Raw genomic sequence first — 26,921 nt, 5'->3', positions numbered from 1 at the left:
GGCGGCGCGGGGCAAATATTCCACTGTGCTTACAAGGGTATTCGCAGGCGCTTAATAAACATCAGTTTAGTGGCGGGATTTGCTTTTGCATGCTAATAAAGTTGCGTAACGAATTTTATCAGGTACAGTGTGACGCTTTCAGCGATCTGGTAACAGATTTGCTTGACATTCGGCCAAAAATTATTCGTGCTATGTCGCCAGGCCAGAAAAAGCCAGCTAACTCAGCTAACTGGTTTTATGGATGTGAAACCGGTGCAAAGGGTTGATATCCATCGATAACGACGCAACATTTGTTGTGACGTGTTTCCCGTGGATGGTGAATCAATGTGCGATGTATTCTGGATGAATCAAATTAGGTAAAGGTGAATATGGGTAAAGCTCTCGTTATCGTTGAGTCCCCGGCAAAAGCCAAAACGATCAATAAGTATCTGGGTAGTGACTACGTGGTTAAATCCAGCGTCGGTCATATCCGCGATTTGCCGACCAGTGGCTCAGCTTCCAAAAAGAGCGCCGACTCTACCTCCACCAAAGGGGCTAAAAAGCCTAAGAAGGATGAACGTGGCGCTCTGGTTAATCGTATGGGCGTGGACCCGTGGCATGACTGGAATGCGCACTATGAAATACTTCCGGGTAAAGAAAAGGTCGTTTCAGAACTCAAACAGTTGGCGGAAAAAGCTGACCACATCTACCTCGCAACCGACCTTGACCGCGAAGGGGAAGCGATTGCATGGCACCTGCGGGAAGTTATCGGTGGTGATGAACAGCGCTATAGCCGCGTGGTGTTCAACGAGATCACCAAAAATGCCATTCGTCAGGCCTTCGAAAAGCCTGGTGAACTGAATATCGACCGGGTTAATGCTCAGCAGGCGCGTCGTTTTATGGATCGCGTGGTGGGCTATATGGTTTCTCCACTGCTGTGGAAAAAAATTGCCCGTGGTTTGTCTGCCGGCCGCGTCCAGTCCGTTGCCGTACGTCTGGTGGTGGAACGCGAGCGCGAAATTAAAGCATTCGTTCCGGAAGAGTTCTGGGAGGTTGACGCCAGTACCACGACGCCGGGCGGCGAGGCATTACAACTGCAGGTGACGCATAACGGTGATAAACCGTTCCGCCCGGTTAGCCGTGATGAAACTATGGCGGCGGTCGCGCTGCTTGAAAACGCCAGCTACAGCGTGCTGGAGCGTGAAGATAAGCCGACCAGCAGCAAGCCTGGCGCGCCCTTTATCACCTCGACGCTGCAGCAGGCCGCCAGCACGCGTCTGGGATTCGGCGTGAAGAAAACCATGATGATGGCGCAGCGTCTCTACGAAGCGGGCTATATTACCTATATGCGTACCGATTCGACGAACCTCAGCCAGGACGCGCTGAATATGGTGCGCGACTATATCGATGATAAATTCGGTAAAAAATATCTTCCGGCGAGCGCTAACCAGTACGCCAGCAAAGAAAACTCGCAGGAGGCGCACGAGGCGATCCGTCCTTCCGATGTCAATGTGCTGGCCGAAACGCTGAAAGATATGGAATCTGACGCGCAGAAACTGTATCAGTTGATCTGGCGTCAGTTCGTCGCTTGTCAGATGACGCCTGCGCAGTATGACTCCACCACGCTGACGGTAAAAGCCGGGGATTTCAAACTGAAAGCGCGCGGTCGTACGCTGCGCTTTGACGGCTGGACGAAAGTAATGCCAGCTCTGCGTAAAGGCGATGAAGATCGTACCTTACCTGTGGTAAACAAAGGTGACCGCCTCAGTCTGGTTGAGCTGACGCCCGCGCAGCACTTTACTAAGCCGCCCGCGCGTTTTAGTGAAGCGTCGCTGGTGAAAGAGCTGGAAAAACGTGGGATTGGTCGTCCGTCCACCTATGCCTCGATTATTTCGACTATCCAGGACCGCGGTTATGTACGAGTGGAAAACCGTCGTTTCTATGCGGAAAAAATGGGAGAAATTGTCACCGATCGTCTGGAAGAAAACTTCCGCGATTTGATGAACTACGATTTTACCGCACAAATGGAAGACCGACTCGACCAGGTGGCCAATCATCAGGCTGAATGGAAACAGGTGCTCGACCACTTCTTTGGCGACTTCACTGCGCAACTGGAAACCGCGGAGAAAGATCCGGAAGTGGGGGGCATGCAGCCAAACCCGATGGTACTGACCAGCATCGATTGTCCAACCTGCGGGCGCAAGATGGGGATTCGCACCGCCAGCACCGGGGTGTTCCTCGGCTGTTCAGGGTATGCGTTGTCGCCGAAAGAGCGCTGTAAAACCACCATTAATCTGGTACCGGAAAACGAAGTCCTTAACGTGCTGGAAGGCGATGACGCGGAAACCAATGCGTTACGCGCCAAACGTCGCTGTAAAAAGTGCGGCACTGCGATGGACAGTTACCTTATCGATCCGAAGCGTAAGCTGCATGTCTGCGGCAATAACCCGACCTGTGATGGTTACGAGATTGAAGAGGGCGAATTCCGCATCAAGGGCTATGATGGTCCGATCGTTGAGTGTGAAAAATGTGGTTCCGAAATGCACCTGAAGATGGGGCGTTTTGGTAAGTACATGGCCTGTACTAACGATGAATGTAAAAACACGCGTAAAATCCTGCGTAATGGCGAGGTGGCCCCGCCGAAAGAAGATCCGGTTCCACTGCCGGAACTTCCCTGCGAGAAATCAGACGCCTACTTCGTTCTGCGTGATGGTGCGGCGGGCGTCTTCCTGGCTGCCAGCACTTTCCCTAAATCACGCGAAACCCGTGCGCCGCTGGTGGAAGAACTGTATCGTTTCCGCGATCGTCTGGCGGAGAAACTGCGTTATCTGGCCGATGCGCCGCAGAAAGATCCGCAGGGTAATAAAACGATGGTGCGCTTTAGCCGTAAGACGAAGCAGCAATATGTCGCTTCGGAGAAAGACGGCAAAGCGACCGGCTGGTCCGCTTTCTATATTGACGGGCAATGGACTGAAGCGAAGAAATAACCTTTATCACTGGTAGTGAGGGCCGCATTGCGGCCCTTTTTAATCGTGCGGTATGGCGCTTGCGCATTTTGTTGCGCTTTATCTCCTCTTATAACCAGCTTATTATTTTTCGTTGGTATCTATACACTGTAGATATAAATGATATAGTGGTTATAGTTAACCGTTTCTTTATTATCAAATCGTCTTATACATCACCGTCTTCAGGATGCGTTGTGACGCCATATGGCGAATCGCAGGGATGGCCAGACAAGTGCGCCGGCCAGGAAGTGACCTGAACGTAAAATGTATTAAGCGGGTTCATTTTACGCGCTATTTGGATATCAGCCATGAAACTACAGCAACTCCGCTACATCGTTGAGGTTGTTAACCATAATCTGAATGTTTCCTCTACTGCTGAAGGTTTGTATACCTCACAGCCCGGCATCAGCAAACAGGTCCGCATGCTGGAAGATGAACTGGGCGTTCAGATTTTTGCTCGCAGTGGTAAACACTTGACTCAGGTCACGCCAGCAGGGCAGGAGATCATACGCATCGCGCGTGAAGTCTTGTCGAAGGTGGAGGCGATAAAGTCGGTGGCGGGCGAGCATACCTGGCCTGACAAAGGTTCACTGTATGTTGCAACCACGCATACGCAAGCCCGTTATGCGCTACCGGGCGTCATCAAAGGCTTTATTGAACGCTATCCTCGCGTCTCGTTGCACATGCATCAGGGCTCACCGACACAAATCGCCGAAGCTGTTTCAAAGGGCAATGCTGACTTTGCCATCGCGACTGAAGCGCTCCATCTCTATGATGATTTGGTTATGTTGCCGTGCTATCACTGGAACCGATCGATCGTTGTCACACCAGAGCATCCGCTGGCCTCTCAGGGGTCGGTTTCAATAGAAGAGCTGGCCCAGTATCCGCTGGTGACCTACACTTTTGGGTTTACCGGGCGCTCCGAACTGGATACGGCGTTTAACCGTGCCGGACTCACGCCGCGCATTGTTTTCACCGCGACGGACGCCGACGTGATTAAAACCTACGTCCGACTAGGGCTCGGGGTAGGGGTGATAGCCAGCATGGCGGTGGATCCTGTGTCTGATCCCGATTTGGTTAAGCTTGACGCCCACGGCATTTTTAGCCACAGCACCACAAAGATAGGGTTTCGTCGCAGTACCTTCTTAAGAAGCTATATGTATGATTTTATTCAACGATTTGCGCCGCATTTAACCAGAGATGTGGTCGATACGGCCGTTGCCCTGCGCTCAAATGAAGATATTGAAGCCATGTTCAAAGATATTAAGTTACCGGAAAAATAACCCTGTAAAAAATAATGGCATCCTCCAGGGGATGCCAAATTTAATAATGGCCTGGAAGCGAATAATTTAACCTCGTTTGAATCACAGTTTCGCTAACTCCCCATAACATATTTGCGAATATACCTGTTTCGATCAAAATAATGATGAAAGATATCTGTCGAAAAGTAAATTCACTGGATTAATACAAAATCTATAATTAAGATTTATCTGTACTAAGTTATTTTTAGCAATTGGTGGTGGAAGAATGATTAGTGATATCGATTATATGAAGTTAGCGATGTCACAGGAGCGTGACAAGATCGAGATAGATCCGGTTTTAAGAAGTAAGGCCTGGAGCGCCGTTATCCTTGGGCTTGCGATGTTCTGGAGCATCATTGCTCTGGTTGTCTGCAACATTTGGTTTCTAAACTAGAGCACATTACCTGTTAAAAGATCTGTGTCATTTTTATGACAAAAAAGATTTGCGAATTATTCCCATCTGATAATACGGCGGTAATAAGGCGTATATGATTTTTCTTTTGAAGAGTTTTTCCGTCAATCTACTCTCCTGAACTGATCGCCAGAATAACGGCGATCAGTTTTTTATCGTACTCGCGTACTAATACAATACCTTTGTTAGCACAATTAGCCTCTTTCAAATTCTCTCATTATTTTCACGCATATTATTCAACTTTCCTGGCATCATACTTTTTTCCTCTTTTAGCAATTTGGGGTGTTATCAAAATGTTACGCAAAAGATGTGTTATCTTTAATAATAACCCTGAGGAGCAGCAGGAGATACTATCCCTAAGGTAAAGGAGGAGCTATGTCGTCAACCCTACGCGCAGCCAGCAAGGATTCGTTACAGGTTAAAGGTAAAACCTGGCACTACTACAGCTTACCGCTGGCTGCCAAAGAACTGGGCGATCTGTCGCGTTTGCCCAAATCGCTTAAAGTACTTCTGGAAAACCTTCTGCGCTGGCAGGATGGTGATTCAGTGACCGCCGAAGATATTCACGCCCTTGCCGGATGGTTGAAACAGGCCCATGCCGACCGAGAAATCGCCTACCGTCCGGCGCGAGTACTGATGCAGGATTTTACGGGCGTCCCCGCCGTCGTGGATCTGGCGGCAATGCGTGAAGCGGTAAAACGCCTGGGAGGCGACACCGCCAAAGTGAACCCGCTTTCCCCCGTCGATCTGGTCATTGACCATTCGGTCACCGTAGATCGCTTTGGCGATGATGATGCCTTTGCAGAAAACGTCCGCCTTGAGATGGCGCGGAACCATGAGCGTTATGTCTTTTTACGCTGGGGACAGCAGGCATTCAGTCGCTTTAGCGTCGTGCCGCCGGGGACCGGGATTTGCCACCAGGTTAACCTTGAGTATCTTGGTCGCGCCGTATGGAGCGAACAGCAAGAGGGGGAATGGGTAGCCTTTCCGGACACGCTGGTCGGCACCGATTCGCACACTACCATGATTAACGGCCTTGGTGTGCTGGGCTGGGGCGTCGGCGGTATTGAAGCGGAAGCCGCGATGCTGGGGCAGCCGGTTTCGATGCTGATCCCGGATGTCGTTGGCTTCAAGCTGAGCGGTAAGCTGCGAGAGGGGATTACCGCGACGGACCTGGTGCTTACCGTGACTCAGATGCTGCGCAAACACGGCGTAGTGGGTAAATTTGTTGAATTCTATGGTGATGGCCTCGACTCACTTCCCCTCGCGGATCGCGCGACAATTGCCAATATGTCACCGGAATACGGTGCGACCTGCGGTTTCTTTCCCGTTGATGCTGTAACGCTTGACTACATGCGCCTGACCGGGCGCAGCGAAGAGCAGGTGGCGCTGGTCGAAGCCTATGCGAAAGCGCAGGGAATGTGGCGTCTGCCCGGGGATGAACCCGTCTTTACCAGCACACTGGCGCTGGATATGGCAACCGTAGAAGCCAGTCTGGCTGGTCCGAAACGGCCACAAGATCGGGTCGCCCTCGGGGACGTGCCAAAGGCGTTTGCTGCCAGTACAGAACTGGAGGTTAACCATGCGCAAAAAGATAAACGACCGATCGACTATACGCTGAACGGACAGCAATATTCATTGCCGGATGGGGCGGTGGTTATTGCCGCGATTACCTCCTGTACCAATACGTCAAACCCCAGCGTACTGATGGCCGCCGGTTTGCTGGCCAAAAATGCCGTCGAACTGGGCCTGAAACCGCAGCCGTGGGTAAAAGCGTCGCTGGCGCCGGGGTCGAAAGTGGTTTCCGACTATCTGGCCCACGCGAAACTGACGCCTTATCTTGATGAACTGGGTTTTAATCTGGTGGGCTATGGTTGTACTACCTGTATTGGTAACTCCGGACCGCTACCGGATCCGATTGAGCGCGCCATCAGGCAGGGGGATCTGACTGTCGGCGCGGTCCTTTCGGGTAACCGTAACTTCGAAGGGCGAATTCACCCGCTGGTGAAAACCAACTGGCTGGCTTCGCCGCCGTTGGTGGTGGCCTATGCTCTGGCGGGGAACATGAACCTTGATCTGACTCGTGAGCCGTTGGGACGGGGTAAAGACGGGCAACCGGTGTATCTGAAAGATATCTGGCCGAGTGGCGAGGAGGTCGCCCGCGCGGTGGAGCAAGTGTCGACGCAGATGTTCCGTAAAGAGTATGCGGAGGTGTTTGAAGGCACCGCCGAGTGGAAGGCGATAAAAGTAGAACGGTCGGACACTTACGACTGGCAAGACGATTCAACCTATATTCGCCTGTCACCCTTCTTTGATGAGATGGCGGCTGAACCCAAACCGGTGGAAGATATTCATGGCGCGCGTATTCTGGCGATGCTGGGGGACTCGGTTACCACTGACCATATCTCTCCGGCAGGCAGTATCAAAGCCGAGAGTCCCGCCGGGCGTTATTTGCTAAACCATGGTGTTGAACGTACTGATTTTAACTCCTACGGTTCCCGTCGCGGGAATCACGAGGTGATGATGCGCGGTACGTTCGCCAATATTCGTATTCGTAACGAAATGGTACCAGGTGTGGAGGGCGGGATGACGCGCCATCTTCCGGATAGTGAGCCGATTGCTATTTACGATGCCGCAATGTTGTACAAGGAAGAGGGGACGCCGCTGGCGGTGATCGCCGGGAAAGAGTACGGTTCCGGTTCCAGCCGCGACTGGGCGGCAAAAGGGCCGCGCTTGCTTGGCGTCAGGGTTGTCATCGCTGAGTCTTTCGAACGTATCCATCGCTCTAACCTGATTGGAATGGGAATATTGCCGCTGGAATTCCCGCAAGGCGTTACGCGTAAGACGCTGGGCTTAAGCGGAGAGGAAAGGATTGATATCGGTAACCTGCAGGCTTTACAGCCGGGGACAACAGTGCCGGTAACGCTGACGCGGACGGACGGTAAGCAAGAAATCATTGACTGTCGCTGCCGCATTGATACCGCCACTGAGCTGACGTACTACCAGAACGATGGCATATTGCATTATGTGATTCGCAATATGCTGTAAACCAGATGTTTTAAACAAAAGGGCCAGCAAATGCTGGCCCGTATTCTTAACGGCTTTATTTGCCCAGAAGGTGCCCCATTTTGGCGGCTTTGGTATCCAGATAGTGGGCATTTTTCGGATTGCGGCCCACAATCAGCGGTACGCGTTCCACAATATTGATTCCCGCTTCGCTCAGGATCTCGACCTTCTTCGGGTTGTTGGTTAACAGACGAACCTGATCGACATTGAGCAACTTAAACATATCCGCACACAGCGTGAAGTCACGCTCATCGGCGGCAAAACCCAACTGATGGTTGGCTTCAACCGTGTCATAGCCTTGATCCTGCAGAGCATAAGCGCGGATTTTATTCAGCAGACCAATATTGCGCCCTTCCTGACGGTGATACAGCAGAATACCGCGCCCTTCTTCGGCAATATGCGACAACGCGGCTTCCAGTTGAAACCCGCAATCACAGCGCAGACTAAAAAGAGCATCGCCGGTTAAACATTCAGAATGTACGCGAGCCAGAACCGGGGATTGCCCCGAAATATCGCCGAATACCAGCGCGACGTGATCCTGTCCGGTTGCCAGTTCTTCAAAACCCACCATGAGGAAATCTCCCCATGGCGTTGGCAGTTTGGCTTCTGCCACACGTTTAAGCTGCATGTGATTCTCCAGATTTTATCAGCACCTGACTGTGCTTCTGTTTGCCATCATTTTGCCACAATGGCGTGACGTTCGCCTAATTGCGTGCGCTCAGTTGGGCGCAAAGCGCACAAACGCGCGACTTTCCGTTATGATATTGAGGTCAATGATAAGGAGACGAGATGCTGTTAATTGCCCGACGAACCGCCGCTGCGGCGGTGGTGTTATTAGTTATGCCCGCGGTGGTCTGGGTTTCCGGCTGGACATGGCATCCCGGATTACCGGAAGGGGTGATGAAGCCCCTGTATTGGGTGACTGAAACAGTGACGCAACCCTGGGGCGTTATTACGCATGTTATTTTATGTCTCTGGTTCCTGTGGTGCCTGCGTTTTCGCCTGCGGGCGGCGATTATGCTGTTTCTGATCCTTGCTGCGGCGATTTTAATTGGGCAAGGAATGAAGTCGTGGATCAAAGACCAGGTGCAGGAACCCCGGCCTTTTGTCATCTGGCTGGAACAGACGCGGCAGGTGCCGGTGGATCAATTCTACGCGTTGAAACGCAAAGAACGCGCTAAACTGGTGCATGCGCAACTGGCGCAAGAGCAGAGAATACCGGCATTCCTGCGTAAACACTGGCAAAAAGAGACCGGTTTTGCTTTCCCTTCTGGTCACACGATGTTTGCCGCCAGTTGGGCGCTGCTCGGCGTCGGATTGCTGTGGCCGCGTCGTCGTTGGGCAACCATGGGACTGCTGCTGGTGTGGGCCACGCTGGTGATGGGGAGCCGACTGGCGCTGGGGATGCACTGGCCACAGGATCTGATCGTTGCGACGCTGATTTCCTGGCTGTTGGTGACGCTGGCGACCTGGCTCGCCCAGCGGTTTTGCGGCTCGCTTTTGCCGCCGGGTGAAGAAGCACGGGATATTAAAAAAAGGGTCGCAGCACAGGAATAATGTTGCTATTACCAGTACAAGGCGGCATATCCTGTACTGGTATCATGCTTTTCCATTTCACCGCTGCGGCGAAAATGATACTTTATAGGGCTGAACGCGGTTTTTTTCGCGCAACCCACATAACGGGAAGTCATGTGAAATATTTACTTATTTTCTTACTGGTATTAGCCATCTTCGTCATTTCAGTGACGCTGGGGGCCCAGAATGATCAACTGGTCACGTTCAACTATTTGCTCGCGCAGGGTGAATTCCGTATTTCGACGCTGCTGGCCGTGCTTTTTGCCGCCGGTTTTGCTATCGGCTGGCTGATTTGCGGCCTTTTTTGGCTGCGCGTTCGCGTCTCGCTGGCGCGCGCAGAGCGTAAGATTAAGCGTCTGGAGCACCAGATCGCGCCTGCCAGCGTTGCGCCTGCTGAAGCGGGTGTTCCTGTGGTAAAGGAATAACCCTTTATGCTGGAGTTGTTGTTTCTGCTTTTGCCTGTTGCCGCTGCTTATGGCTGGTATATGGGGCGCAGAAGTGCACAACAGTCCAAACAGGACGATGCGAGCCGTCTGTCGCGTGACTACGTGACAGGGGTAAACTTCCTGCTGAGCAATCAGCAGGATAAAGCTGTCGATCTCTTCCTTGATATGCTGAAAGAGGATACGGGCACCGTCGAAGCACATCTCACGCTCGGTAATCTGTTCCGCTCGCGCGGCGAGGTTGACCGGGCTATTCGCATTCACCAAAGCCTGATGGAAAGCGCCGCGCTGACGTATGACCAGCGTCTGCTCGCCGTACAACAGCTCGGGCGTGATTATATGGCCGCCGGGCTCTACGACCGGGCGGAGGGCATGTTCAAGCAACTGGTGGATGAAACGGATTTTCGTCTCGGTGCCTTGCAGCAACTGCTGCAAATCTATCAGGCGACCAGCGACTGGCAATCCGCTATTGAGGTAGCCGAGCGTCTGGTAAAGCTGGGGAAAGAGAAACATCGCGGCGAAATCGCGAATTTTTGGTGCGAACTGGCGCTTCAGCAAATGGCGAGCAACGATCTGGATAAGGCGATGGCGTTGCTGAAAAAAGGTGCGGCGGCGGACCGTTCCGCCGCGCGGGTTTCTATCATGATGGGCCGGGTATGGATGGAAAAGGGCGACTACGCGAAAGCGGTAGAGAGCCTGGAGCGTGTTATCGAACAGGATAAAGAGCTGGTCGTTGAAACGCTGGAAATGCTGCAAACCTGTTATCAGCAGTTGGGGAAAGCCAGCGAATGGGAGGCGTTTTTGCGTCGCTGCGCTGAAGAAAATGTCGGGGCGAGCGCCGACCTTATGCTGGCGCAAATTCTCGAACAACGGGAAGGAATCGAGCCCGCGCAAAACTATGTTACCCGTCAACTGGAGCGCCATCCGACGATGCGCGTTTTCCACAAGCTAATTGACTACCATATTAATGAGGCCGAAGAGGGGCGGGCGAAGGAGAGCCTCGGCGTTCTGCGTCATATGGTTGGGGAACAGGTGCGCAGCAAGCCGCGCTACCGCTGCCAGAAATGCGGTTTTACCTCCCATACCCTGTACTGGCACTGCCCGTCGTGCCGCTCATGGTCAACTATTAAACCGATTCGTGGCCTTGACGGGCAGTAGGTTAAAAAAAATCTGCGTTTTAGTTACAACATACTTATTAGTTATGACCGTCGTTACCTCCGCTCCCGGTAATCAAATCGCCAGGCAGGGAGGGAAATGCAGCCTGTTATTTTCGCTTTATCGCAGGTAAAATGCTGGCCGTTTACCTTTCTTGCGCCGCAGTGGCGCTTATCAACAATTAAGGTCCGGTCATGACGTCTACTGCTACATCTTTTTCCCGCGTTGTCACATCTTCGCCCGTCGTCGTTGCTCTCGATTATGATAACCGTGATAAAGCGCTGGCGTTTGTCGACCGTATCGACCCGCGCGACTGTCGTCTGAAGGTTGGCAAAGAGATGTTTACTCTGCTCGGGCCGCAGTTTGTCCGCGACCTGCACCAGCGTGGGTTTGACGTTTTCCTCGATCTCAAGTTTCATGATATCCCGAATACCACGGCGCGTGCGGTCGCTGCGGCAGCGGATCTGGGCGTCTGGATGGTTAACGTTCACGCCTCTGGCGGCGCGCGCATGATGACCGCTGCACGAGAAGCACTACTGCCCTTTGGCAGTGACGCGCCGCTGCTGATTGCGGTAACCGTGTTAACCAGCATGGAAGCCAGCGATCTACAGGCGCTGGGAATCTCCCTTTCTCCGGCAGATTACGCTGCGAAGCTGGCGGCGCTGACCCAACGCTGCGGTCTGGATGGTGTCGTCTGCTCGGCGCAGGAGGCGGTGCGTTTCAAACAAGAACGTGGCCAGGCGTTTAAGCTGGTGACGCCCGGCATTCGTCCTCTGGGCAGCGATGCCGGCGACCAGCGGCGAATTATGACGCCGGAACAGGCGCAGGCGGCTGGCGTCGATTATATGGTGATTGGCCGTCCGGTAACCCAGTCTGCCGATCCGGCTGCCACGCTGCGCAGCATCAACGCATCGCTAAACAAGGGGGCATGATGAGCGATTCCAGTAGCCGTCTGGTGTATTCAACGGATGGTGGCCGTATTGATGAGCCCAAACAGGTACAGACGCGTCCGAAAGGAGACGGTATTGTGCGCATCCAGCGCCAGACCAGCGGCCGCAAGGGTAAAGGCGTATGCCTGATTAGCGGAATTGATGAAAATGATGATGCGCTGGCTAAACTAGCCGCCGAACTGAAAAAGAAATGCGGCTGCGGTGGGTCGGTGAAGGATGGCGTAATAGAGATTCAGGGCGATAAGCGCGATTTGCTGAAATCGTTGCTGGAAGCTAAAGGTATGAAAGTTAAGCTGGCTGGCGGTTAATTAATTATTAAGGCCGCGATATTTATCGTGGCCTTAATTTTTTGCCGGGGGTATCAGCCAGCGGCTGTAAATTAATTTTATAGTGCGTGGTAAATATTATTTACCCACCTGGTGGCCGATAATCCCGCCGACTGCCGCGCCGCCCAGCGTACCCAGGGTGCTGCCGTCCGTTAATACCGCGCCGCCGATAGCGCCGGCACCCGCACCGATTGCGGTGTTGCGGTCGCGTTTAGACCAGTGAGAACAAGCGCTCAGAGACATTGCAACCGTGACGGCCAGCACTACAGCGGTCATTTTTTTGTTCATTGAAGTCATCATTTTTTTCTCCTGAATAATCTATTCATGGATACAACTTCCTTTAAGCATAGCGTGTTACTCCAGCCCAGGGGGTATTCCATGTCACTTTCGTTGCGCAGGTGTTACTTTAATCACGCAGGTGATAGTCACTTCCTGTTATATCGCTAATATTAATTCTACTTTCTATAAATTTTTCAGGCAGGTAAAAACTCTGAATTGAGGCGTCGGAAAAGTCTCAGACGAAACTCAGGCCGGACATTGTCCGGCAAAGCGTCGTGCGTAATAGCAAAAAAGGGGAATCAGGGATGGTCGACGATATCGACGGCTAATCCGCATTCGATTAATTGATTGCGAACGGCATCGCTAAGATTATTATCGGTAATAAGGCGATTAAATCGCCCGACAGGGCCGAGTGGATAGGGGTGAACAACATTGAACTTCGAACTGTCGCTAAGCACAATGGCTTCACAGCCCTTTTCCAGCACCGCATTGACCACATCGGCTCGCATCATATCCCGTCCGGTAAATCCGGTTTCAGCCTGCCAGCCGTCAATACCGATAAAAGCCTTACTAAAATGGACCTGCTGGATACAGTGCCGTGTCAACGGGCCAACCATACTTTCACTGCGTTTTTGATAAATTCCGCCAAGCAGAATGACTTCCCCGGGAGACGCTTTCAGCAGATGCGCGATATAGCTACTGACGGTAATGATAGTAACATCACCGCGATCGGCAAGCGTACGCGCAAGCAGAGCGTTACCGCTACCGTTCTCGATAAATACCGTCTCACCAGAGGAGACAAGCGTAGCAGCCCATGCGGCCAGTTCACGTTTGATGGCGAAATGGGTCATCATCCGGGTTTCCACATCTTCGCTATCCAGTGGAACAGCGAAGCCGTGGGTACGACGCAGATAGCTCTGCTGTTCTAATAAATTCAGATCCTGGCGGATGGTGACTTCAGAGACACCGGTCATCTTCGCGAGATCGGCCACGCTGATGCGGCCTTTATCGATGACCATTTGCAAAATACTTTGTTGTCTGGCGTTCATAGCAACATCACGGTTAAGGGCTATTTGGGCTAACGAGTGGTCTTATGCGGCCGGTGGTAACGAGGAAATTATTAAATTTCCCACGGCGCTTTAGGCTGACCGGATTTCTCTTCCTGTTCGTCGCTGGAAAGCGCCTGCAGCTCAGCTTTCAGAATTTCCAGGTTATGGATAGCGGAGTGATAATCCCCGGCAACCAGAATATCCAGCACGGTATCGATACGTTGGGCGAGCAGGCGGGTATTCAGTTCTGACATGGCGTTATCCTGATAATAAATGTGAATAAAATCAATGATGCTAAAAATAGAAGAAAAAGAGAAGTGAAAAAAACGTACAACTCACTTATCTGCGCAGCGTTGCAGGCAATACCCAGAAAAAACAGGGAAAAGGTAGAAATACGGCTCCACATGCGGGAGCCGTAGAGGGCCGTTTATCAGGCCGCGGGGCGTGCAATCACGCTACGGGTTTCCATGCGAACTTCAGCAATCGTAACGTCGATAACGTCGGTTACCTTATAGACGATTTCGCCTTTAATTTGCACGGTGCCGTTTTCCGGGCTGCAAACCAGTTCATCGCGTACGGCGTGCAGGAATGGCGCCGGAATAAAGGCGACCGCGCCATTATCAACCAGACGCACGCGCATGCCGCCGCGGCTGATATCAACAATTTCAGCGGCAAAACGGGTATCGGTTCCGGCTTTAGGGCTCAGATAGCGGGCGTACAGCCAGTCACCGACATCGCGCTCCGCCATGCGGTTGAGGCGACGGCGTTCCGCCATTTGTACCGTAACGTCATCCTGCGGACGGGCGATGGCTTCCCCTTTGATAATCGCTTTCAGCAAACGGTGATTGATCATATCGCCATACTTACGGATCGGGGAGGTCCAGGTTGCGTAAGCATCAAGGCCCAGGCCAAAGTGCGGACCCGGCTCGGTGCTAATTTCCGCGAATGACTGGAAGCGGCGAATACGGCTGTCGAGGAAACCGGACGGCTGAGCGTCGAGCTCGCGACGCAGTTTGCAGAAGCCCTGCAGCGTTAATACTTCCTCTGGATCAACGTGCACATCGTGCGTCTTCAGCAATGCCGCTAATTGCTCGGTGTTTGCTGGATCGAACCCGGTGTGAACGTTATAAATGCCGAAGCCGAGTTTATCGCGCAGGACGCGGGCCGCACAAATGTTGGCGGCAATCATCGATTCTTCCACAATACGATTAGCGATACGGCGCGGTTCGGCGACGATGTCCAGCACTTCGCCTTTTTCTCCCAGTACAAAGCGATAATCCGGGCGATCTTTGAACACCAGCGCGTGGTTCTGGCGCCATTCGCTACGCCGCAGGCAGACATCCTGCAGCAGTTTAATTTGCTGCGCGATGGTTTCACTCTCCGGCTGCCAGCTACCGTGGTTTTCCAGCCAGTCGGAAACCTCATCGTAGGCCAGTTTCGCTTTGGACTCGATGGTGGCGGCGAAGAACTCAATATCGTCTTCGATAGCGCCATCATCAGCCAGAATCATGCGACAGGCCAGAACCGGACGGACTTCGTTGGCGAGCAGGGAGCAGAGATCGTCAGACAGCTCGCGTGGCAGCATCGGAATATTGAAGCCCGGCAGGTAGTTGGTAAAGGCGCGGGTTTTCGCCGTATTGTCCAGCTTGCTGCCTGCCGCGATCCAGGCGGTCGGATCGGCGATAGCGACGGTCAGGTGCAGTTTACCGTCAGCGGTCTGCTCTGCGTACAGGGCATCATCCATATCTTCAGTGCTTGCGCTGTCGATGGTCACGAAAGCCAGCGCGGTTAAATCGCGGCGTTCCAGACCTTCATCAAGCATTTCAGTTGCGACGCCGCCCGGCGCCTCTTTTTCCAGATGATGACGCGCCAGAGTGACCCACCATGGCACGAAATGGTCATCCCCATAGGTGATGTACTGGGTGAGTTCGGCATAGAAACCGCGGTCGCCTTTCAGCGGATGACGGCGCATTTCGGCTACGGCCCAGTCACCCTCTTTAAAATCATGCTCTATGCCGCGAACGGCCCGGCAGGGAATGGCGTCTTTCAGCAGCGGATGATCAGGAACGATGGAAAGACGATCATCTTTCTTATGAACTTTGCCGACAAAACGCGTCAGAAACGGCTCAACCAGCTCTTCCGGCTCAGCGCTTTCGCGTTCTTTTTCCGTATTGACCACGGCGATAATACGATCGCCATGCATCACTTTTTTCATTTGCGGCGGCGGAATGAAATAGCTTTTTTGGGCGTCGACTTCGAGAAAGCCGAACCCTTTTTCCGTCCCCTTAACGACGCCTTCAACACGCGGCGTCTGGGAATGCAGTTGCTGTTTAAGCTGCGCTAGCAGCGGGTTGTCCTGAAACATAATGTCGTATTTTCGTGGCTAAAAGAGCGGCTGACATTTTTACGCGAATATGCCTGCCGCAGCAAGCGATGTTTCAGCATTTTACGTCTGAGGAGGGACGTTGCCGAGGGCGATTTTCAGACGATTCATCCAGCCGCACAGTCCACACCAGACGAGAAGATCGATAGCGGCGGTGCGGGAAAGCCCCTGTTCGATCAGGAGCGTTAACCGATCGGTACTGAAGCGGTCGGGTGCACGGGTTAAAAGCCGGGCGGAGTGTAAAATTTGATACTCAATGGGGTGGTTTTTCCCCCACCGATGAATGTCAGGCTCATTACCACGTAAAGCCGCCGTCAGAGGGGCTAAATCCGGACATCGTGCGGCCCAGGCGTTAAAACAGCTAATGCTGCCATTAATGCGCGCGGATACCAGCGCCGCCTGCGCGGCGAACGGTTGCGCTTCGCTAAGATGAGCCAGAAGCTGTTCCAGTACATCAAGTGGCGGGCCCTGGATTGCCAGTAGCGGCGCCAGGTCGGACAGGCCCGGATGATTCTGCCATTTTGCTAATAACGACAGATACTCATCATTTTCGTAGCCTAAACCATAATCGTCGATCCCTGGTTCCCAGTCTACGTCGCCAGAGATAAAGCTTTCTTCCGGCGCATATTCCTGCTGCGACATGCCGGGGAGCCAGCGTACCGGATAACCCTGAGCCGCCTGCAATGCGGCGATAGCGCGGGCCTGAAAGCCGACAAAGCCGATAATCTGATTGATAAGAATGATGTCGTCACGGCTCAGCCCGACTTCATCTAACTGACGACGAGCCTGCGCGTTAATCACCCAGGGAGAACTGGCGAGCTGGCGGGCATATTGCGTCATCTGCGCCAGGCGGCGGTTGCTCTCACGGGAAGAGTCCGGGCCGGGAAGCGGCGCCAGGCGGGCGGCGTAATGATTACACAGACGCTGCACACCATAAACCTGGGCGGCGGTCAGCGCGGTACTCAGCCGGTCGTAGGCATTAAATGTAGGCAGACGATCGTCGTTAACTGATGCCGGGAAGAGGGCATCGGCCAGTTGACGGGCAGGCGTGAGCCAGCGTGCATGCGCCTGTCGCAGATCGTCGGGCAGCACCAGGTCGAGCAGAAAACGATCTTCGACATCAGCGGCTTCAGGGACGAGCGGCAATACATCCACCGGGCAGATCGTAGCCTGAGTCTCATGATACCAGTGGTTTTTGCCGTAAATGCGGCGTTGCTCCATGGGCGTTCCTTGTTCGGTATGTGGCAAACCGCCGTTTCGCGGTCATGCTATGCTGAACTATCCTGGCGTAACCCCGATACGGGAGAAAATATTGATACGTGCTAACAAATAGCAGATTGGAATAACGGAAGGAGAAAGCGTGATTGAGAAGGGGGGCAGGAACCCTCCTCACGATCGTGAGGAGGGCAAGGAACTTATTTCAGTTCCAGTTCGTTCATCGCGGCGATGCTGAAACCACCGTCAACGTGGACGACTTCACCGGAGATACCGGCAGACAGATCGGAGCAGAGGAATGCCGCGCTGTTACCCACGTCTTCGGTGGTGACGGTGCGGCGGATCGGGGTGACCGCTTCGCAGTGCGCCAGCATTTTGCGGAAATCTTTAATACCGGACGCCGCCAGAGTACGGATAGGACCGGCGGAGATGGCGTTAACGCGCACGCCTTCCGGACCCATTGCGTTAGCCATATAACGGACGTTCGCTTCGAGAGAGGCTTTCGCCAGACCCATCACGTTGTAGTTAGGAATTGCGCGCTCTGCGCCCAGATAGGAGAGCGTCAGCAGGGCGGAACCGGGGTTCAGCATACCGCGGCAGGCTTTGGCCATCGCGACAAAGCTGTAGGCGCTGATGTCATGGGCAATTTTAAAACCGTCACGAGTGACGGCGTTGACGTAGTCGCCGTCCAGTTGATCAGCCGGAGCAAAACCGATGGAGTGTACGAAACCATCAAATTTCGGCCATACTTTGCTCAGTTCAGTGAACAGAGACTCAATGCTGGCATCTTCAGCCACATCGCACGGCAGTACGATATTTGAGCCCAGCGCGGTAGCGAATTCTTCCACCCGGCCTTTCAGTTTTTCGTTCTGATAGGTGAACGCCAGTTCAGCCCCTTCACGGTGCATGGCTTGCGCGATACCGTAGGCGATGGACAGTTTACTGGCAACGCCAGTGATCAGAATGCGCTTACCGGAAAGAAAACCCATAGCTTTTAATCCTTATCGTTATTGCTTATTGTTACTTTAACAACTCTTTGGTTGGCGTTGTTATTTCAGAATAGCTCAAATTTAGCCGGGAATTATATCCCACTGACGACCCCTTGTGTCACGATATTTTTCTGTCAATCCTCACGGCATCGCGGGCAACGGCTATGCCGTCTCCCCGTCACCAGTGTCTGATGTCGCAGGTTTCTGGCGGCGCGGATGTCGATGGCGGTAAAAATCTCCGCTTTACTTGCCGTCTTTGCGCCAGGCATCGGCAGTCAGCGCCTCGCCGAAATGTCCGGCGATAAGGCGTTTCGTCAGATCGTGTAGTGGGGAAGCCAGCACATCGGCAGTGCTGCCGCGCTCGACGACTTCCCCCTGGTGCATCACCAGCACCTGATCGCTGATGTGTTTCATCATGCCCAGATGCTGGGTAACGTAAATGTAGGCGATCCCTTGTTTCTCCTGCAATTCCAGCATCAGGTTAATCAACTGCGAACGCATCGACATATCCAGCGACGCCAGCGCCTCGTCGCAGACAATCACTTTCGGGCGCAGGATCAGCGCTCTCGCCAGGCCGAGACGCTGTTTTTGTCCCGGAGCCAGCATATGCGGATAGTAGCTGACATGGTCCGGCAGCAGGCCGACCATACGTAGCGTATCGATAATCTGCTTCTGTCGCGCCTCGGGTTCAAGGGACGTATTCAGGCGTAACGGGAAATCAAGGATCTGTGAAATCCGCTGCCGGGGATTAAACGAGGTCGACGGATCCTGGAAGATCATGCGGATTTTCTGACTGCGGAAAGAGTAATCGCCGAATTCCAGCAGATGATCATCAATCAACAGTTCGCCAGTGCTGGGTTCAACCATTCCGGCGAGCATTTTCGCCAGGGTTGATTTCCCGGAACCGTTTTCACCAATAATCGCCAGCGTCTGGCGCTCGCGCAGCGTAAAGCTCAACGGCTTGACCGCTTCCACCGTTTGCCGGTGAAACCAGCCGGTACGATAGCGAAAGGTCTTACTCAGATTGCGGACTTCAAGCAATGTTTCGACCATTTCACTCTTTCTCCATGTTCAGCGGGAAATGACAGGCGTAGAGGTGGTTGCGGGCGCCAACCAGCCGGGGCGTCTCGATGCATTCACGCTGGGCATAGGGGCATCGCGGGCCGAGACGGCAGCCGATAGGCAACTGTTCGAGCAGCGGTATAGCCCCGGGCAGTGTGTTGAGGCGGCTTTTATGCGGCATGGCGCTGCCGAAATCGGGGATCGCCCGAATCAGCGCCTGGGTATACGGGTGATGGGGGATGGTCACCAGCTCTTCGCTCGGCGCGCTCTCCACCGTCTGCCCGCAGTACATGACGTTAATTTTATCCGCCCATTTACTGAGCATCTGCATATCGTGACTGATCAGCAAAATAGTGGTGTTGTTATTTTGGTTGAGCCGGGTCAGCAGGCGAATGATTTGCGCCTGGGTTGTGGCTTCCATGGCGTTGGTGGGTTCATCGGCGATCAGCAGTCGCGGCTGGTTGGCCAGCGCGATGGCGATCATCACCTTCTGGCACTCTCCGTCCGTCAGTTCATAAGGAAAGCTGCGCATCACGTCTTTATGATCTTTGATCCCTACGCGGTGTAAGAGCTCGATAGCGCGCCGTTTGCGCCAGCCCAGACGTTGCCACCAGCGTCCTTTAAACGTCCAGCCAGGGATGTTCTGCATCAGTTGCTGGCCGATACGTTCAGAAGGATCGAGGCAGGACTGCGGCTCCTGAAAAATCATCGACACGTTGTGGCCGACCAGCTTACGCCGCTCGCGACCGGAGAGGCGCAGCAGGTCGATGTCGTCGAAGCGCATACGGTCGGCGGTGACCCGCCAGTTATCTTTGGTCACGCCGCAAATGGCTTTGGCGATTAAGCTCTTACCGGAGCCGGATTCGCCAACCAGGCCGCGAATTTCCCCCTCCGCAAGGGTCAGACTGACGCGATCGACGGCTTTAACCCAGCCTTCGTTGGTCTTGAATTCAATGGTTAAATTACGGATGTCGAGTAATGGCATTATTCCACCCCGGCGATGATTGCGCGGCGGATCCCGTCGCCCAGCAGATTAACCAGCAGGACGCTTATCATGATTGCCGAACCCGGCAGCATCACCGTCCACGGCGCGACGTAAATCAGCTCCAGCGCGTCACCGAGCATCGCTCCCCACTCCGGGGAGGGGAGCTGGGCGCCGAGGTCGAGGAACCCCAGCGCGGCGATATCCAGTATCGCCATTGACAGGGCGCGGGTGATCTCCGTGACCAGGCCGGAGGCGATATTCGGCAGCACTGCAAACCATAAGATATTCAGCGTTGACGCCCCGTCGAGGCGGGCAGCGATCACGTACTCTTTTTCCAGCTCGTCGTGTACCATGCTGTAAACCGAGCGCACCATGCGCGGCAACAGTGCCAGCCAGACGGCGAACATCGCGTGGCTCAGGTGTGGCCCGGCGAAGGCGACGACGATAATCGCCAGCAGCAGGGACGGTAGCGACAGCAGGGTATCAAGAATATGGTTCATCACGGCCGAACGTAGCCCGTGCGTGGAACCGGCAAACACACCAAGCGCCAACCCCAGCAAGGTTGCGCCGAGCGTCACCACAAATGCGCCGCCGACCGTTGGCGCCGCGCCGCTCAGCAGGCGGCTGAGGACATCGCGGCCAAGATCGTCAGTGCCGAGGAAGAACGACACTTCGCCGTACCGCGACCAGGATGGCGGCAGCAGTTGATAGCCAAGAAACTGCTGGTCGATGCCATAGGGGGCGAACCATCCGCCGAAAACGCACAGCAACACCAGCGCCGCGCAGCCGTACAGGCCGATCATGGCGGTCGTATCGCCGTAAAATTTTCGCCATACGGTGCGCAGCGCACTCGGCGGGCGCTTCTCCAGATAAACGCTATCGAAGGGCATACCACTCCTTATGTTTCAGTGGGTTAGCCATAGCTCCCAGAATATCTGATATCACATTCACAATAATCACCAGCGAGCCGATGACCATCACACCCGCCGAAATCGCGGCGTAGTCCTGTTGACGAATGGCGTTAATGAGCCAGCGTCCCAGCCCCGGCCAGCTAAAGACCATTTCGGTAATCATCGCCAGCGTCAGCATGGTTGAAAACTGCAGCCCCAGCCGGGGGATCACCGGTGGCAGGGCGTTATGCAGCACGTGGCGGTGCAAAATCGCTCGCCGTGATATGCCGCGGGTGGCGGCGGCCTTCACGTAGTTGGTGTCGTACACCTCACTGGTGCTGATACGCATCAGACGGATCACTTCCGTCGTCGGCGCGACCGCGAGGGTGAGCACCGGCAGCACCATATGGCGCACGGCGCTGACGATCATTTCATGGCGCCAGGGCGAATGGGAAAGCCAGGCGTCGATCAGTGCAAAACCGGTGACTGATTTAACTTCATACAGCAGGTCGAAGCGCCCTGAGACAGGAAACCAGCCTAGCGTGAGGGAGAAGAACAGGGTCAGCAGCAGCGCCAGCCAGAATACCGGAATGGAGAAGCCCAGCAGCGCCAGGGCGCTGATCAGGGTATCCGGCCATTTATTGCGCATAATGCCCGCCAGCATGCCGACGGGAATACCGATGATCAGGGCAAAGCCGAAAGCAAGGATACAGAGCTCCATGGTCGCCGGGAACACTTCCTTAAGCTGCCTGGCGATGGGTTCCCCATTGATGCTGGAGACGCCGAAATCCCATCGCAGTATGCCTTCAAACCAGAACAGCCAGGCGTTCCATAGCGAGGCGCCCTGCAGCGGCGCGTGAGGGGTAAAGTAGCTCAGGCTGAAACCAACAAAGGTCAGCAGAAAGAGGGTAATCAGCAGCAGAAGCAGGCGGCGCAGGGTAAAAATAATCATGGTTTTTTCACCTCATTCTCTTTTTCCCGCGAGACACCGGCAAAAGAGGCGTTGCCGAACGGACTCAGCACAAGGCCTTTCATATCATAACGATAGGCCTGCAAACGCAGAGAAGAGGCTAAAGGCAGCACCGGCAGCTCCTTCGCCAGGATGTGCTGCGCCTCTTTATAAGCCTCAATGCGCGAGGCCAGTTGCTGCGACGTCAGCGCTTTTTGCAGCACCTCGTCAAATTCACGATTACACCAGTGAGCGTAGTTGGTTTGCGAGGCAATCGCCGCGCAGCTCAGCAACGGACGGAAAAAACTATCCGGATCGTTACTGTCAGTCGCCCAGCCGGAAAGCGTTAAATCGTGGTTCATATCCATCAATCTGGCCTCCTGGAAACGGCCTTCAACCGGCACAATGATCACCTTCACGCCAATTTGCGCCATATCCGCCTGGATCAGCTCCGCGGTTTTCAGCGGACTGGGGTTCCAGGCCTGTGAACTGGTCGGCACCCACAGTTTAAGCGTCAAATTTTCCAGTCCCAACGCGTTGAGGCGGGCGCGGGCCTCCGCTGGATTATATTCGGTGATCTTCGCTTCATTATCGTAAGCCCAGGAGGCGCGGGGCAATATTGACGCTGCCGTTTCCGCCGTTCCGTAGTAGATCGACTGCATCAGCCGCTGATTATTGATGGCCAGCGCCAGCGCGTGACGAACTTCCGGGTTATCCAGCGGCGGCTTAGCAGTATTAAATGCCAGCCAGGCGATATTCATCCCCGGGCGCAGCGTCAGGCGCAGACGCGGATCGTCACGCAATATAGAGAGCTGGCTGGCGGCGGGCCAGGCCAGTACGTCGCATTCGCCGGTGAGCAGTTTGGATAAACGCCCGGTGCCGCCGGAGCCGAGATCGACGACCACCTGCGGCATCAGCGGTTTACCACGCCAGTAGCCCGGATGTCGCTGCAGGCGGATATACTGACCGCTACGATACTCTTCTAGCTGGAACGGACCGGTGCCGACCGGTTGACGATCAATCAGTTCCTGGCGATCGTCCTTCGCCAGCTTTGCGGCATATTCTGCGGACATCACCGAGGCATAGTGGGTCGCCAGATGCCATAAGAACGACGCGTCCGGGTGCTTGAGGCGGAACTCAACGGTCAGATTATCCAGCTTGCGCACGCTTTCCACGCTGTCGGAGAACTGTAAGCTATCAAAATAGGGGAAACTGCTGCCGTTGACGTTATGCCATGGATGGTCGCGGTTAAAAATGCGGCCAAAGGTAAAAATGACGTCATCGGCATTAAAACTACGGGTCGGTTTGAACCACGCGGTGGTCTGGAATGGTACGTTGGGGCGCAGGTGGAAGCGGTAGGTTGCGCCGTTATCCAGGACTTCCCAGCTTTCTGCCAGCTCAGGGACCAGCCGGTAGGTATAGGGGTCGACATCAAGCAGTCGGTCGTAGAGCTGGGCGGCCAGGGTGTCGACAATCAGCCCGCTGCTGACCTTTTGCGGGTTGAAGGTGTTGACCTGGCCGCTCACGCAATACACAAAGCCGCTATCGCGAATATCGGCGTGAGCAGGCTGTGTGGGCGCGGCAAAAGCATGCCCACACAGCAGAGATGCTGCTGCCAGGAGAGAAGACAATGTCAGGCGCATAGTTTCGTTTTGATTATAGAGCAAGACTCTATCTTATTAATATTAAATAACATTTACCACCACCTTAATGGCTTATGAAGAGAAAATAAGCGATGGCTGCATGGGTGATGTGGCAGACTGATTCAAATTCATACTGATTCTGACTTCGAGTATACCTCTTAAATCGCCGTGCGTTTGGCATCCCACCATGCGGAGAAATGCGCAACGTTGTCATCAGACATGCGAGGGCTTCATTAAAGAGGATGTTTATTGATGTATATGCAGCACGGTCTGCGGGTGCTATTCGTATTAAGCATGGCGCTTATCTCACGGATAAGCGCTCCGATATTTGCCACATGGTAACTTTTTCCTGGCGCTTTCTCCAGTTAGGCGTGTTGGTTGAACTGGGGGAAAGGCGGAATGAGGAATTAAAGCGAATGCAATCCCGCCCGCGTACGGCTCAAATCTGATGCTTTTTCAGCAATGCCCGCAGCTGATGGTAGGTCAGGCCGAGTAACTCTGCCGCCTGCTTTTGATTGTATTTCGCCTGCGCCAGGCTCATCTCAAGCAGGCTTTTTTCTTGCTCCTGCTGAAAAGCGCGCAAATTGAGCGGCAGCGTTGGTCCGGGCGTCTTGTCTGCCGCAGAGTCCGGCGCAGAATGCTGCTGGCGGAAAGGGTTAATAATAATATTATCCAGCTCGCTGTCGCTGCTACCGTGGCGGTAAACCGAACGCTCAACGACGTTTTTCAGTTCCCGGATATTCCCCGGCCAGCGGTAGTTTTGCAGCGTCTCGACGGCGCGTTCGCTGAAGCCGGGAAACAGCGGCAACCCGAGTTCGCGGCACATCTGGATGGCAAACTGAGTGGCGAGCAGCATGATATCGCTTTGACGCTCGCGCAGCGGCGGCAGTTGCACCACATCAAATGCCAGTCTGTCGAGGAGGTCGGCGCGAAACAGACCTTCTTCCACCATGTGCGGCAGGTCGGCGTTGGTCGCGCAAATCAGGCGGACGTTCACCTGCAGCGGCTGGCTGCCGCCGACGCGCTCCAGTTCGCCATACTCGATCACCCGCAGGAGTTTTTCCTGCACCAGCATTGGCGCAGTCGCCAGCTCATCAAGAAACAGCGTGCCGCCATCGGCGCGCTCGAAACGGCCGGGGTGGCGTTTACTGGCCCCGGTAAACGCCCCGGCCTCGTGGCCGAACAGTTCGGAATCCAGCAGGTTTTCATTGAGCGCCGCGCAGTTCAGCGAGATAAACGGCCCCTGCCAGCGGGAGGAGAGGAAATGCAGGCGGCTGGCGATCAGCTCTTTGCCGGTGCCGCGCTCGCCGATCACCAGCACCGGTTTATCCAGCGGGGCCAGCCTTGAAACCTGTTCCAGCACTTCAAGAAAGCTGTTGGCCTCGCCGAGCAGGTTATCCTTGTAATCCGCCATGATGAATTTCGCCATTTTGTAGTGTGATTCACCAGGTTACTTTAGCAATGCATTGGATGGATAACAACCACATCTTTTAAAATCAACAAGATAAAAAATGGCACGGTATTTGTATTAATGATCACACAGGCCGATGCCTGACACCAGAACTATGAGGATTGAAATTATGGGTATTTTTTCTCGTTTTGCCGACATCGTGAACGCCAACATCAACTCCCTGCTGGAGAAGGCAGAAGATCCGCAGAAGCTGGTTCGCCTGATGATTCAGGAGATGGAAGACACGCTGGTTGAAGTCCGTTCGACTTCTGCGCGGGCGCTGGCGGAAAAGAAACAGCTGAGCCGTCGTATTGAACAGGCCGTCTCCCAGCAGGCGGAGTGGCAGGAGAAAGCCGAGCTGGCGCTGCGTAAAGAGAAAGAGGATCTGGCCCGGGCGGCGCTGATCGAAAAGCAGAAGCTGACCGAGATTATCGCCAGCCTGGAAAATGAAGCGCAGTTGGTTGATGAAACCCTGGCGCGGATGAAAAAAGAGATTGGCGAGCTGGAAAACAAACTCAGCGAAACCCGTGCCCGTCAGCAGGCGCTGATGCTGCGTCATCAGGCCGCAAGCTCGTCCCGCGATGTTCGCCGTCAACTGGACAGCGGCAAGATTGACGAAGCGATGGCGCGTTTTGAGTCATTTGAGCGTCGTATCGATCATATGGAAGCCGAAGCGGAGAGCCAGCGATTTGGTAAGCAGAAATCCCTGGATCAGCAGTTCGCCGACCTGAAAGCGGACGATGAAATCAGCGAGCAGCTGGCGGCGCTGAAAGCCAAAATGAAGCAAAATAACCAGTAATCGTATTCGGGCGGCACCGAGATGTGCCGTCGCCATCTGCAAGGAGTTCACATGAGCATGCTTTTTCTCGCCATCCCTTTGACGTTGTTTGTGCTGTTTGTTTTGCCGGTCTGGCTCTGGTTGCATTACAACAACCGTACCGCCAGCGGTAGCTTATCGCAGAACGAACAGCAGCGCCTGCTGCAACTCACCGATGACGCGAAGCGTATGCGCGAGCGTATTCAGGCGCTGGAGGCGATTCTTGATGCTGAGCACCCGAACTGGAGAGAAAAATAATGGGCGGACTGGATTTGAGTAAAAAACTGTGGCGCGTTCAGCAGCATGGCATGGTGAAAGGGGTTTGCGCCGGTATCGCGCAGTACCTTGACGTGCCGGTAAAACTGGTGCGTCTGATTACCGTACTGGCAATGATTTTTGGTCTGTTCCTGTTTGTGGTGGTGGCCTACATCATTCTCTCGTTTGCGCTGGATCCGATGCCGGAAAGCGAACTGAATGGTGACAAAACACCGAGTAGCGGCGAACTGTTAGCGGCGGTGGATAAAGATCTGGCGGACGGCGAACGGCGTTTGCGTGAAATGGAGCGCTATATCACTTCCGACACCTTTTCACTGCGCAGCCGTTTTCGCCAGTTGTAACCGTAACGGAGATTAACAATGAATGTGAAATGGCAGCAGGCGGGGCAAAAAGTGCAACCCGGCCTGAAAATCGCGGGTAAGCTGATTTTGCTGACCGCGCTGCGCTATGGCCCGGCAGGTGTCGCTGGCTGGGCGGTAAAATCCGTTGCCCGTCGACCGTTGAAAATGCTGCTGATGCTGGTTCTGGAACCGTTGCTTAGCCGGGCGGCTCAGCGGTTTTCCAAACGTCGCGGATGGCATACGTTATGAATACGTCACAGCCTGAATAGCAGGATGATAAAATGCTACGCAAGTTGCTACACTTAAGCCGTTAACGCGGGGCCTCAGTCAAAGAGAGATGTCGAAAAGCATCAGCATGCATCCTCAGCCCTCCGTTATGGG

26 protein-coding genes are annotated in these 26,921 nt (G+C 54.2%); 13 read left to right on the top strand and 13 right to left on the bottom strand.

The annotated features are described in order from the left end of the window. Positions 1–368: 368 nt before the first annotated feature. From topA to acnA, 4 genes are all read left to right on the top strand, one after another. Positions 369–2,966 carry a type I DNA topoisomerase gene (gene topA, locus ABK821_RS06285; RefSeq protein WP_138362670.1) on the top strand — a complete coding sequence of 866 codons (2,598 nt, stop codon included), beginning with the start codon at positions 369–371 and terminating at the stop codon, positions 2,964–2,966. A 326-nt stretch (positions 2,967–3,292) separates the two neighbouring features. Further along, positions 3,293–4,267 (top strand): HTH-type transcriptional regulator CysB, encoded by a 975-nt coding sequence (gene cysB / locus ABK821_RS06280; RefSeq protein WP_138362671.1) that lies wholly within the window; start codon positions 3,293–3,295, stop codon positions 4,265–4,267. Positions 4,268–4,511: 244 nt separating this feature from the next. Beyond that, on the top strand, positions 4,512–4,679 hold the full coding sequence (locus ABK821_RS06275; RefSeq protein WP_343178910.1) for a YmiA family putative membrane protein: 168 nt from the start codon (positions 4,512–4,514) through the stop codon (positions 4,677–4,679). Positions 4,680–5,072: 393 nt separating this feature from the next. After that, positions 5,073–7,745: an aconitate hydratase AcnA gene (acnA, locus tag ABK821_RS06270; RefSeq protein ID WP_138362673.1), complete on the top strand. Its 2,673-nt coding sequence runs from the start codon at positions 5,073–5,075 to the stop codon at positions 7,743–7,745. A 55-nt stretch (positions 7,746–7,800) separates the two neighbouring features. On the opposite strand, the gene ribA is transcribed toward acnA, so the two are convergent. Further along, positions 7,801–8,391: a GTP cyclohydrolase II gene (ribA, locus tag ABK821_RS06265; RefSeq protein WP_138362674.1), complete on the bottom strand. Its 591-nt coding sequence runs from the start codon at positions 8,389–8,391 to the stop codon at positions 7,801–7,803. A 161-nt stretch (positions 8,392–8,552) separates the two neighbouring features. Between ribA and pgpB the strand changes: the two genes are divergently transcribed. The 5 genes from pgpB (at position 8,553) to yciH (ending at position 12,194) form a co-directional block, all read left to right on the top strand. After that, entirely contained in the window at positions 8,553–9,320 is a 768-nt protein-coding gene (gene pgpB / locus ABK821_RS06260; protein WP_142502061.1) for a phosphatidylglycerophosphatase B, read from the top strand. Between the two features lie 134 nt (positions 9,321–9,454). Continuing rightward, complete coding sequence (locus ABK821_RS06255) at positions 9,455–9,763, top strand: LapA family protein (protein WP_142502060.1); 309 nt, start codon at positions 9,455–9,457, stop codon at positions 9,761–9,763. Positions 9,764–9,769: 6 nt separating this feature from the next. After that, the gene (lapB, locus tag ABK821_RS06250; RefSeq protein WP_138362677.1) at positions 9,770–10,939 is read left to right on the top strand and encodes a lipopolysaccharide assembly protein LapB; all 1,170 of its coding nucleotides are present in this window, start codon (positions 9,770–9,772) and stop codon (positions 10,937–10,939) included. A 191-nt stretch (positions 10,940–11,130) separates the two neighbouring features. Then, on the top strand, positions 11,131–11,868 hold the full coding sequence (gene pyrF / locus ABK821_RS06245) for an orotidine-5'-phosphate decarboxylase (RefSeq protein ID WP_138362678.1): 738 nt from the start codon (positions 11,131–11,133) through the stop codon (positions 11,866–11,868). Further along, positions 11,868–12,194, top strand: a complete 327-nt coding sequence (gene yciH / locus ABK821_RS06240; RefSeq protein ID WP_142502059.1) for a stress response translation initiation inhibitor YciH — start codon at positions 11,868–11,870, stop codon at positions 12,192–12,194. Before pyrF ends, yciH begins: the two co-directional genes overlap by 1 nt. 96 nt (positions 12,195–12,290) lie before the next feature. Here yciH and osmB read toward each other — a convergent pair whose 3' ends face one another. The 12 genes from osmB to pspF all read right to left on the bottom strand — a co-directional run bounded on the left by osmB (position 12,291) and on the right by pspF (position 25,085). Further along, positions 12,291–12,512: an osmotically-inducible lipoprotein OsmB gene (gene osmB, locus ABK821_RS06235; protein WP_138362679.1), complete on the bottom strand. Its 222-nt coding sequence runs from the start codon at positions 12,510–12,512 to the stop codon at positions 12,291–12,293. 278 nt (positions 12,513–12,790) lie between these two features. Further along, on the bottom strand, positions 12,791–13,540 hold the full coding sequence (locus ABK821_RS06230; protein WP_138362680.1) for a DNA-binding transcriptional regulator YciT: 750 nt from the start codon (positions 13,538–13,540) through the stop codon (positions 12,791–12,793). Positions 13,541–13,611: 71 nt separating this feature from the next. Next, on the bottom strand, positions 13,612–13,794 hold the full coding sequence (locus tag ABK821_RS06225; RefSeq protein WP_138362681.1) for a hypothetical protein: 183 nt from the start codon (positions 13,792–13,794) through the stop codon (positions 13,612–13,614). 176 nt (positions 13,795–13,970) lie between these two features. Continuing rightward, positions 13,971–15,905 carry an exoribonuclease II gene (locus tag ABK821_RS06220; RefSeq protein ID WP_343178911.1) on the bottom strand — a complete coding sequence of 645 codons (1,935 nt, stop codon included), beginning with the start codon at positions 15,903–15,905 and terminating at the stop codon, positions 13,971–13,973. An 81-nt stretch (positions 15,906–15,986) separates the two neighbouring features. Then, a complete protein-coding gene (locus ABK821_RS06215; protein WP_343178912.1) occupies positions 15,987–17,144 on the bottom strand; it encodes a CMD domain-containing protein in 1,158 nt (385 codons plus the stop codon). A 194-nt stretch (positions 17,145–17,338) separates the two neighbouring features. Next, positions 17,339–18,127 carry an enoyl-ACP reductase FabI gene (gene fabI / locus ABK821_RS06210; protein ID WP_138362684.1) on the bottom strand — a complete coding sequence of 263 codons (789 nt, stop codon included), beginning with the start codon at positions 18,125–18,127 and terminating at the stop codon, positions 17,339–17,341. Positions 18,128–18,370: 243 nt separating this feature from the next. After that, on the bottom strand, positions 18,371–19,180 hold the full coding sequence (sapF, locus tag ABK821_RS06205; protein ID WP_138362685.1) for a putrescine export ABC transporter ATP-binding protein SapF: 810 nt from the start codon (positions 19,178–19,180) through the stop codon (positions 18,371–18,373). Position 19,181: 1 nt separating this feature from the next. Then, positions 19,182–20,174: a putrescine export ABC transporter ATP-binding protein SapD gene (gene sapD / locus ABK821_RS06200; protein ID WP_138362686.1), complete on the bottom strand. Its 993-nt coding sequence runs from the start codon at positions 20,172–20,174 to the stop codon at positions 19,182–19,184. Further along, the gene (gene sapC, locus ABK821_RS06195) at positions 20,174–21,064 is read right to left on the bottom strand and encodes a putrescine export ABC transporter permease SapC (RefSeq protein ID WP_138362687.1); all 891 of its coding nucleotides are present in this window, start codon (positions 21,062–21,064) and stop codon (positions 20,174–20,176) included. The genes sapD and sapC overlap by 1 nt, the downstream gene beginning before the upstream one ends. After that, the gene (gene sapB / locus ABK821_RS06190; protein ID WP_138362688.1) at positions 21,051–22,016 is read right to left on the bottom strand and encodes a putrescine export ABC transporter permease SapB; all 966 of its coding nucleotides are present in this window, start codon (positions 22,014–22,016) and stop codon (positions 21,051–21,053) included. Before sapB ends, sapC begins: the two co-directional genes overlap by 14 nt. Then, positions 22,013–23,656 carry an ABC transporter substrate-binding protein SapA gene (sapA, locus tag ABK821_RS06185; protein WP_343178913.1) on the bottom strand — a complete coding sequence of 548 codons (1,644 nt, stop codon included), beginning with the start codon at positions 23,654–23,656 and terminating at the stop codon, positions 22,013–22,015. Before sapA ends, sapB begins: the two co-directional genes overlap by 4 nt. Positions 23,657–24,095: 439 nt before the next feature. Continuing rightward, positions 24,096–25,085 (bottom strand): phage shock protein operon transcriptional activator, encoded by a 990-nt coding sequence (gene pspF, locus ABK821_RS06180; RefSeq protein ID WP_171034935.1) that lies wholly within the window; start codon positions 25,083–25,085, stop codon positions 24,096–24,098. A gap of 151 nt (positions 25,086–25,236) precedes the next feature. Here pspF and pspA point away from each other — a divergent pair, with 151 nt between their 5' ends. From pspA to pspD, 4 genes are read left to right on the top strand one after another with little or no spacing between them, the layout of a single operon-like run. Then, on the top strand, positions 25,237–25,905 hold the full coding sequence (gene pspA / locus ABK821_RS06175) for a phage shock protein PspA (RefSeq protein ID WP_138362690.1): 669 nt from the start codon (positions 25,237–25,239) through the stop codon (positions 25,903–25,905). A 51-nt stretch (positions 25,906–25,956) separates the two neighbouring features. After that, positions 25,957–26,181 carry an envelope stress response membrane protein PspB gene (gene pspB, locus ABK821_RS06170; protein ID WP_004101459.1) on the top strand — a complete coding sequence of 75 codons (225 nt, stop codon included), beginning with the start codon at positions 25,957–25,959 and terminating at the stop codon, positions 26,179–26,181. Next, entirely contained in the window at positions 26,181–26,540 is a 360-nt protein-coding gene (gene pspC, locus ABK821_RS06165) for an envelope stress response membrane protein PspC (RefSeq protein ID WP_395033859.1), read from the top strand. The genes pspB and pspC overlap by 1 nt, the downstream gene beginning before the upstream one ends. 18 nt (positions 26,541–26,558) lie before the next feature. Beyond that, positions 26,559–26,789: a phage shock protein PspD gene (gene pspD, locus ABK821_RS06160; RefSeq protein WP_395033857.1), complete on the top strand. Its 231-nt coding sequence runs from the start codon at positions 26,559–26,561 to the stop codon at positions 26,787–26,789. The last annotated feature ends 132 nt before the right edge of the window (positions 26,790–26,921 follow it).

Origin of the sequence: Klebsiella sp. KE9456 (assembly GCF_043832615.1) — a bacterium.
Taxonomy (GTDB): Bacteria; Pseudomonadota; Gammaproteobacteria; order Enterobacterales; family Enterobacteriaceae; genus Klebsiella; species Klebsiella indica.
This window is presented reverse-complemented; position numbering and strand designations above follow the sequence as displayed.

What these genes read in the sequence shown, in the direction of transcription:
- osmB (WP_138362679.1), bottom strand. Translation starts at nt 12,512, where the DNA reads ATGATGACTTCAATGAACAAAAAAATGACCGCTGTAGTGCTGGCCGTC.
- pyrF (WP_138362678.1), top strand. Translation starts at nt 11,131, where the DNA reads ATGACGTCTACTGCTACATCTTTTTCCCGCGTTGTCACATCTTCGCCC.
- fabI (WP_138362684.1), bottom strand. Translation starts at nt 18,127, where the DNA reads ATGGGTTTTCTTTCCGGTAAGCGCATTCTGATCACTGGCGTTGCCAGT.
- sapB (WP_138362688.1), bottom strand. Translation starts at nt 22,016, where the DNA reads ATGATTATTTTTACCCTGCGCCGCCTGCTTCTGCTGCTGATTACCCTC.
- ABK821_RS06215 (WP_343178912.1), bottom strand. Translation starts at nt 17,144, where the DNA reads ATGGAGCAACGCCGCATTTACGGCAAAAACCACTGGTATCATGAGACT.
- ABK821_RS06275 (WP_343178910.1), top strand. Translation starts at nt 4,512, where the DNA reads ATGATTAGTGATATCGATTATATGAAGTTAGCGATGTCACAGGAGCGT.
- acnA (WP_138362673.1), top strand. Translation starts at nt 5,073, where the DNA reads ATGTCGTCAACCCTACGCGCAGCCAGCAAGGATTCGTTACAGGTTAAA.
- sapC (WP_138362687.1), bottom strand. Translation starts at nt 21,064, where the DNA reads ATGCCCTTCGATAGCGTTTATCTGGAGAAGCGCCCGCCGAGTGCGCTG.
- sapA (WP_343178913.1), bottom strand. Translation starts at nt 23,656, where the DNA reads ATGCGCCTGACATTGTCTTCTCTCCTGGCAGCAGCATCTCTGCTGTGT.
- ribA (WP_138362674.1), bottom strand. Translation starts at nt 8,391, where the DNA reads ATGCAGCTTAAACGTGTGGCAGAAGCCAAACTGCCAACGCCATGGGGA.
- ABK821_RS06230 (WP_138362680.1), bottom strand. Translation starts at nt 13,540, where the DNA reads ATGAACGCCAGACAACAAAGTATTTTGCAAATGGTCATCGATAAAGGC.
- sapF (WP_138362685.1), bottom strand. Translation starts at nt 19,180, where the DNA reads ATGGTCGAAACATTGCTTGAAGTCCGCAATCTGAGTAAGACCTTTCGC.
- ABK821_RS06225 (WP_138362681.1), bottom strand. Translation starts at nt 13,794, where the DNA reads ATGTCAGAACTGAATACCCGCCTGCTCGCCCAACGTATCGATACCGTG.
- yciH (WP_142502059.1), top strand. Translation starts at nt 11,868, where the DNA reads ATGAGCGATTCCAGTAGCCGTCTGGTGTATTCAACGGATGGTGGCCGT.
- pgpB (WP_142502061.1), top strand. Translation starts at nt 8,553, where the DNA reads ATGCTGTTAATTGCCCGACGAACCGCCGCTGCGGCGGTGGTGTTATTA.
- pspB (WP_004101459.1), top strand. Translation starts at nt 25,957, where the DNA reads ATGAGCATGCTTTTTCTCGCCATCCCTTTGACGTTGTTTGTGCTGTTT.
- ABK821_RS06220 (WP_343178911.1), bottom strand. Translation starts at nt 15,905, where the DNA reads ATGTTTCAGGACAACCCGCTGCTAGCGCAGCTTAAACAGCAACTGCAT.
- pspD (WP_395033857.1), top strand. Translation starts at nt 26,559, where the DNA reads ATGAATGTGAAATGGCAGCAGGCGGGGCAAAAAGTGCAACCCGGCCTG.
- sapD (WP_138362686.1), bottom strand. Translation starts at nt 20,174, where the DNA reads ATGCCATTACTCGACATCCGTAATTTAACCATTGAATTCAAGACCAAC.
- pspC (WP_395033859.1), top strand. Translation starts at nt 26,181, where the DNA reads ATGGGCGGACTGGATTTGAGTAAAAAACTGTGGCGCGTTCAGCAGCAT.
- cysB (WP_138362671.1), top strand. Translation starts at nt 3,293, where the DNA reads ATGAAACTACAGCAACTCCGCTACATCGTTGAGGTTGTTAACCATAAT.
- pspA (WP_138362690.1), top strand. Translation starts at nt 25,237, where the DNA reads ATGGGTATTTTTTCTCGTTTTGCCGACATCGTGAACGCCAACATCAAC.
- lapB (WP_138362677.1), top strand. Translation starts at nt 9,770, where the DNA reads ATGCTGGAGTTGTTGTTTCTGCTTTTGCCTGTTGCCGCTGCTTATGGC.
- pspF (WP_171034935.1), bottom strand. Translation starts at nt 25,085, where the DNA reads ATGGCGAAATTCATCATGGCGGATTACAAGGATAACCTGCTCGGCGAG.
- topA (WP_138362670.1), top strand. Translation starts at nt 369, where the DNA reads ATGGGTAAAGCTCTCGTTATCGTTGAGTCCCCGGCAAAAGCCAAAACG.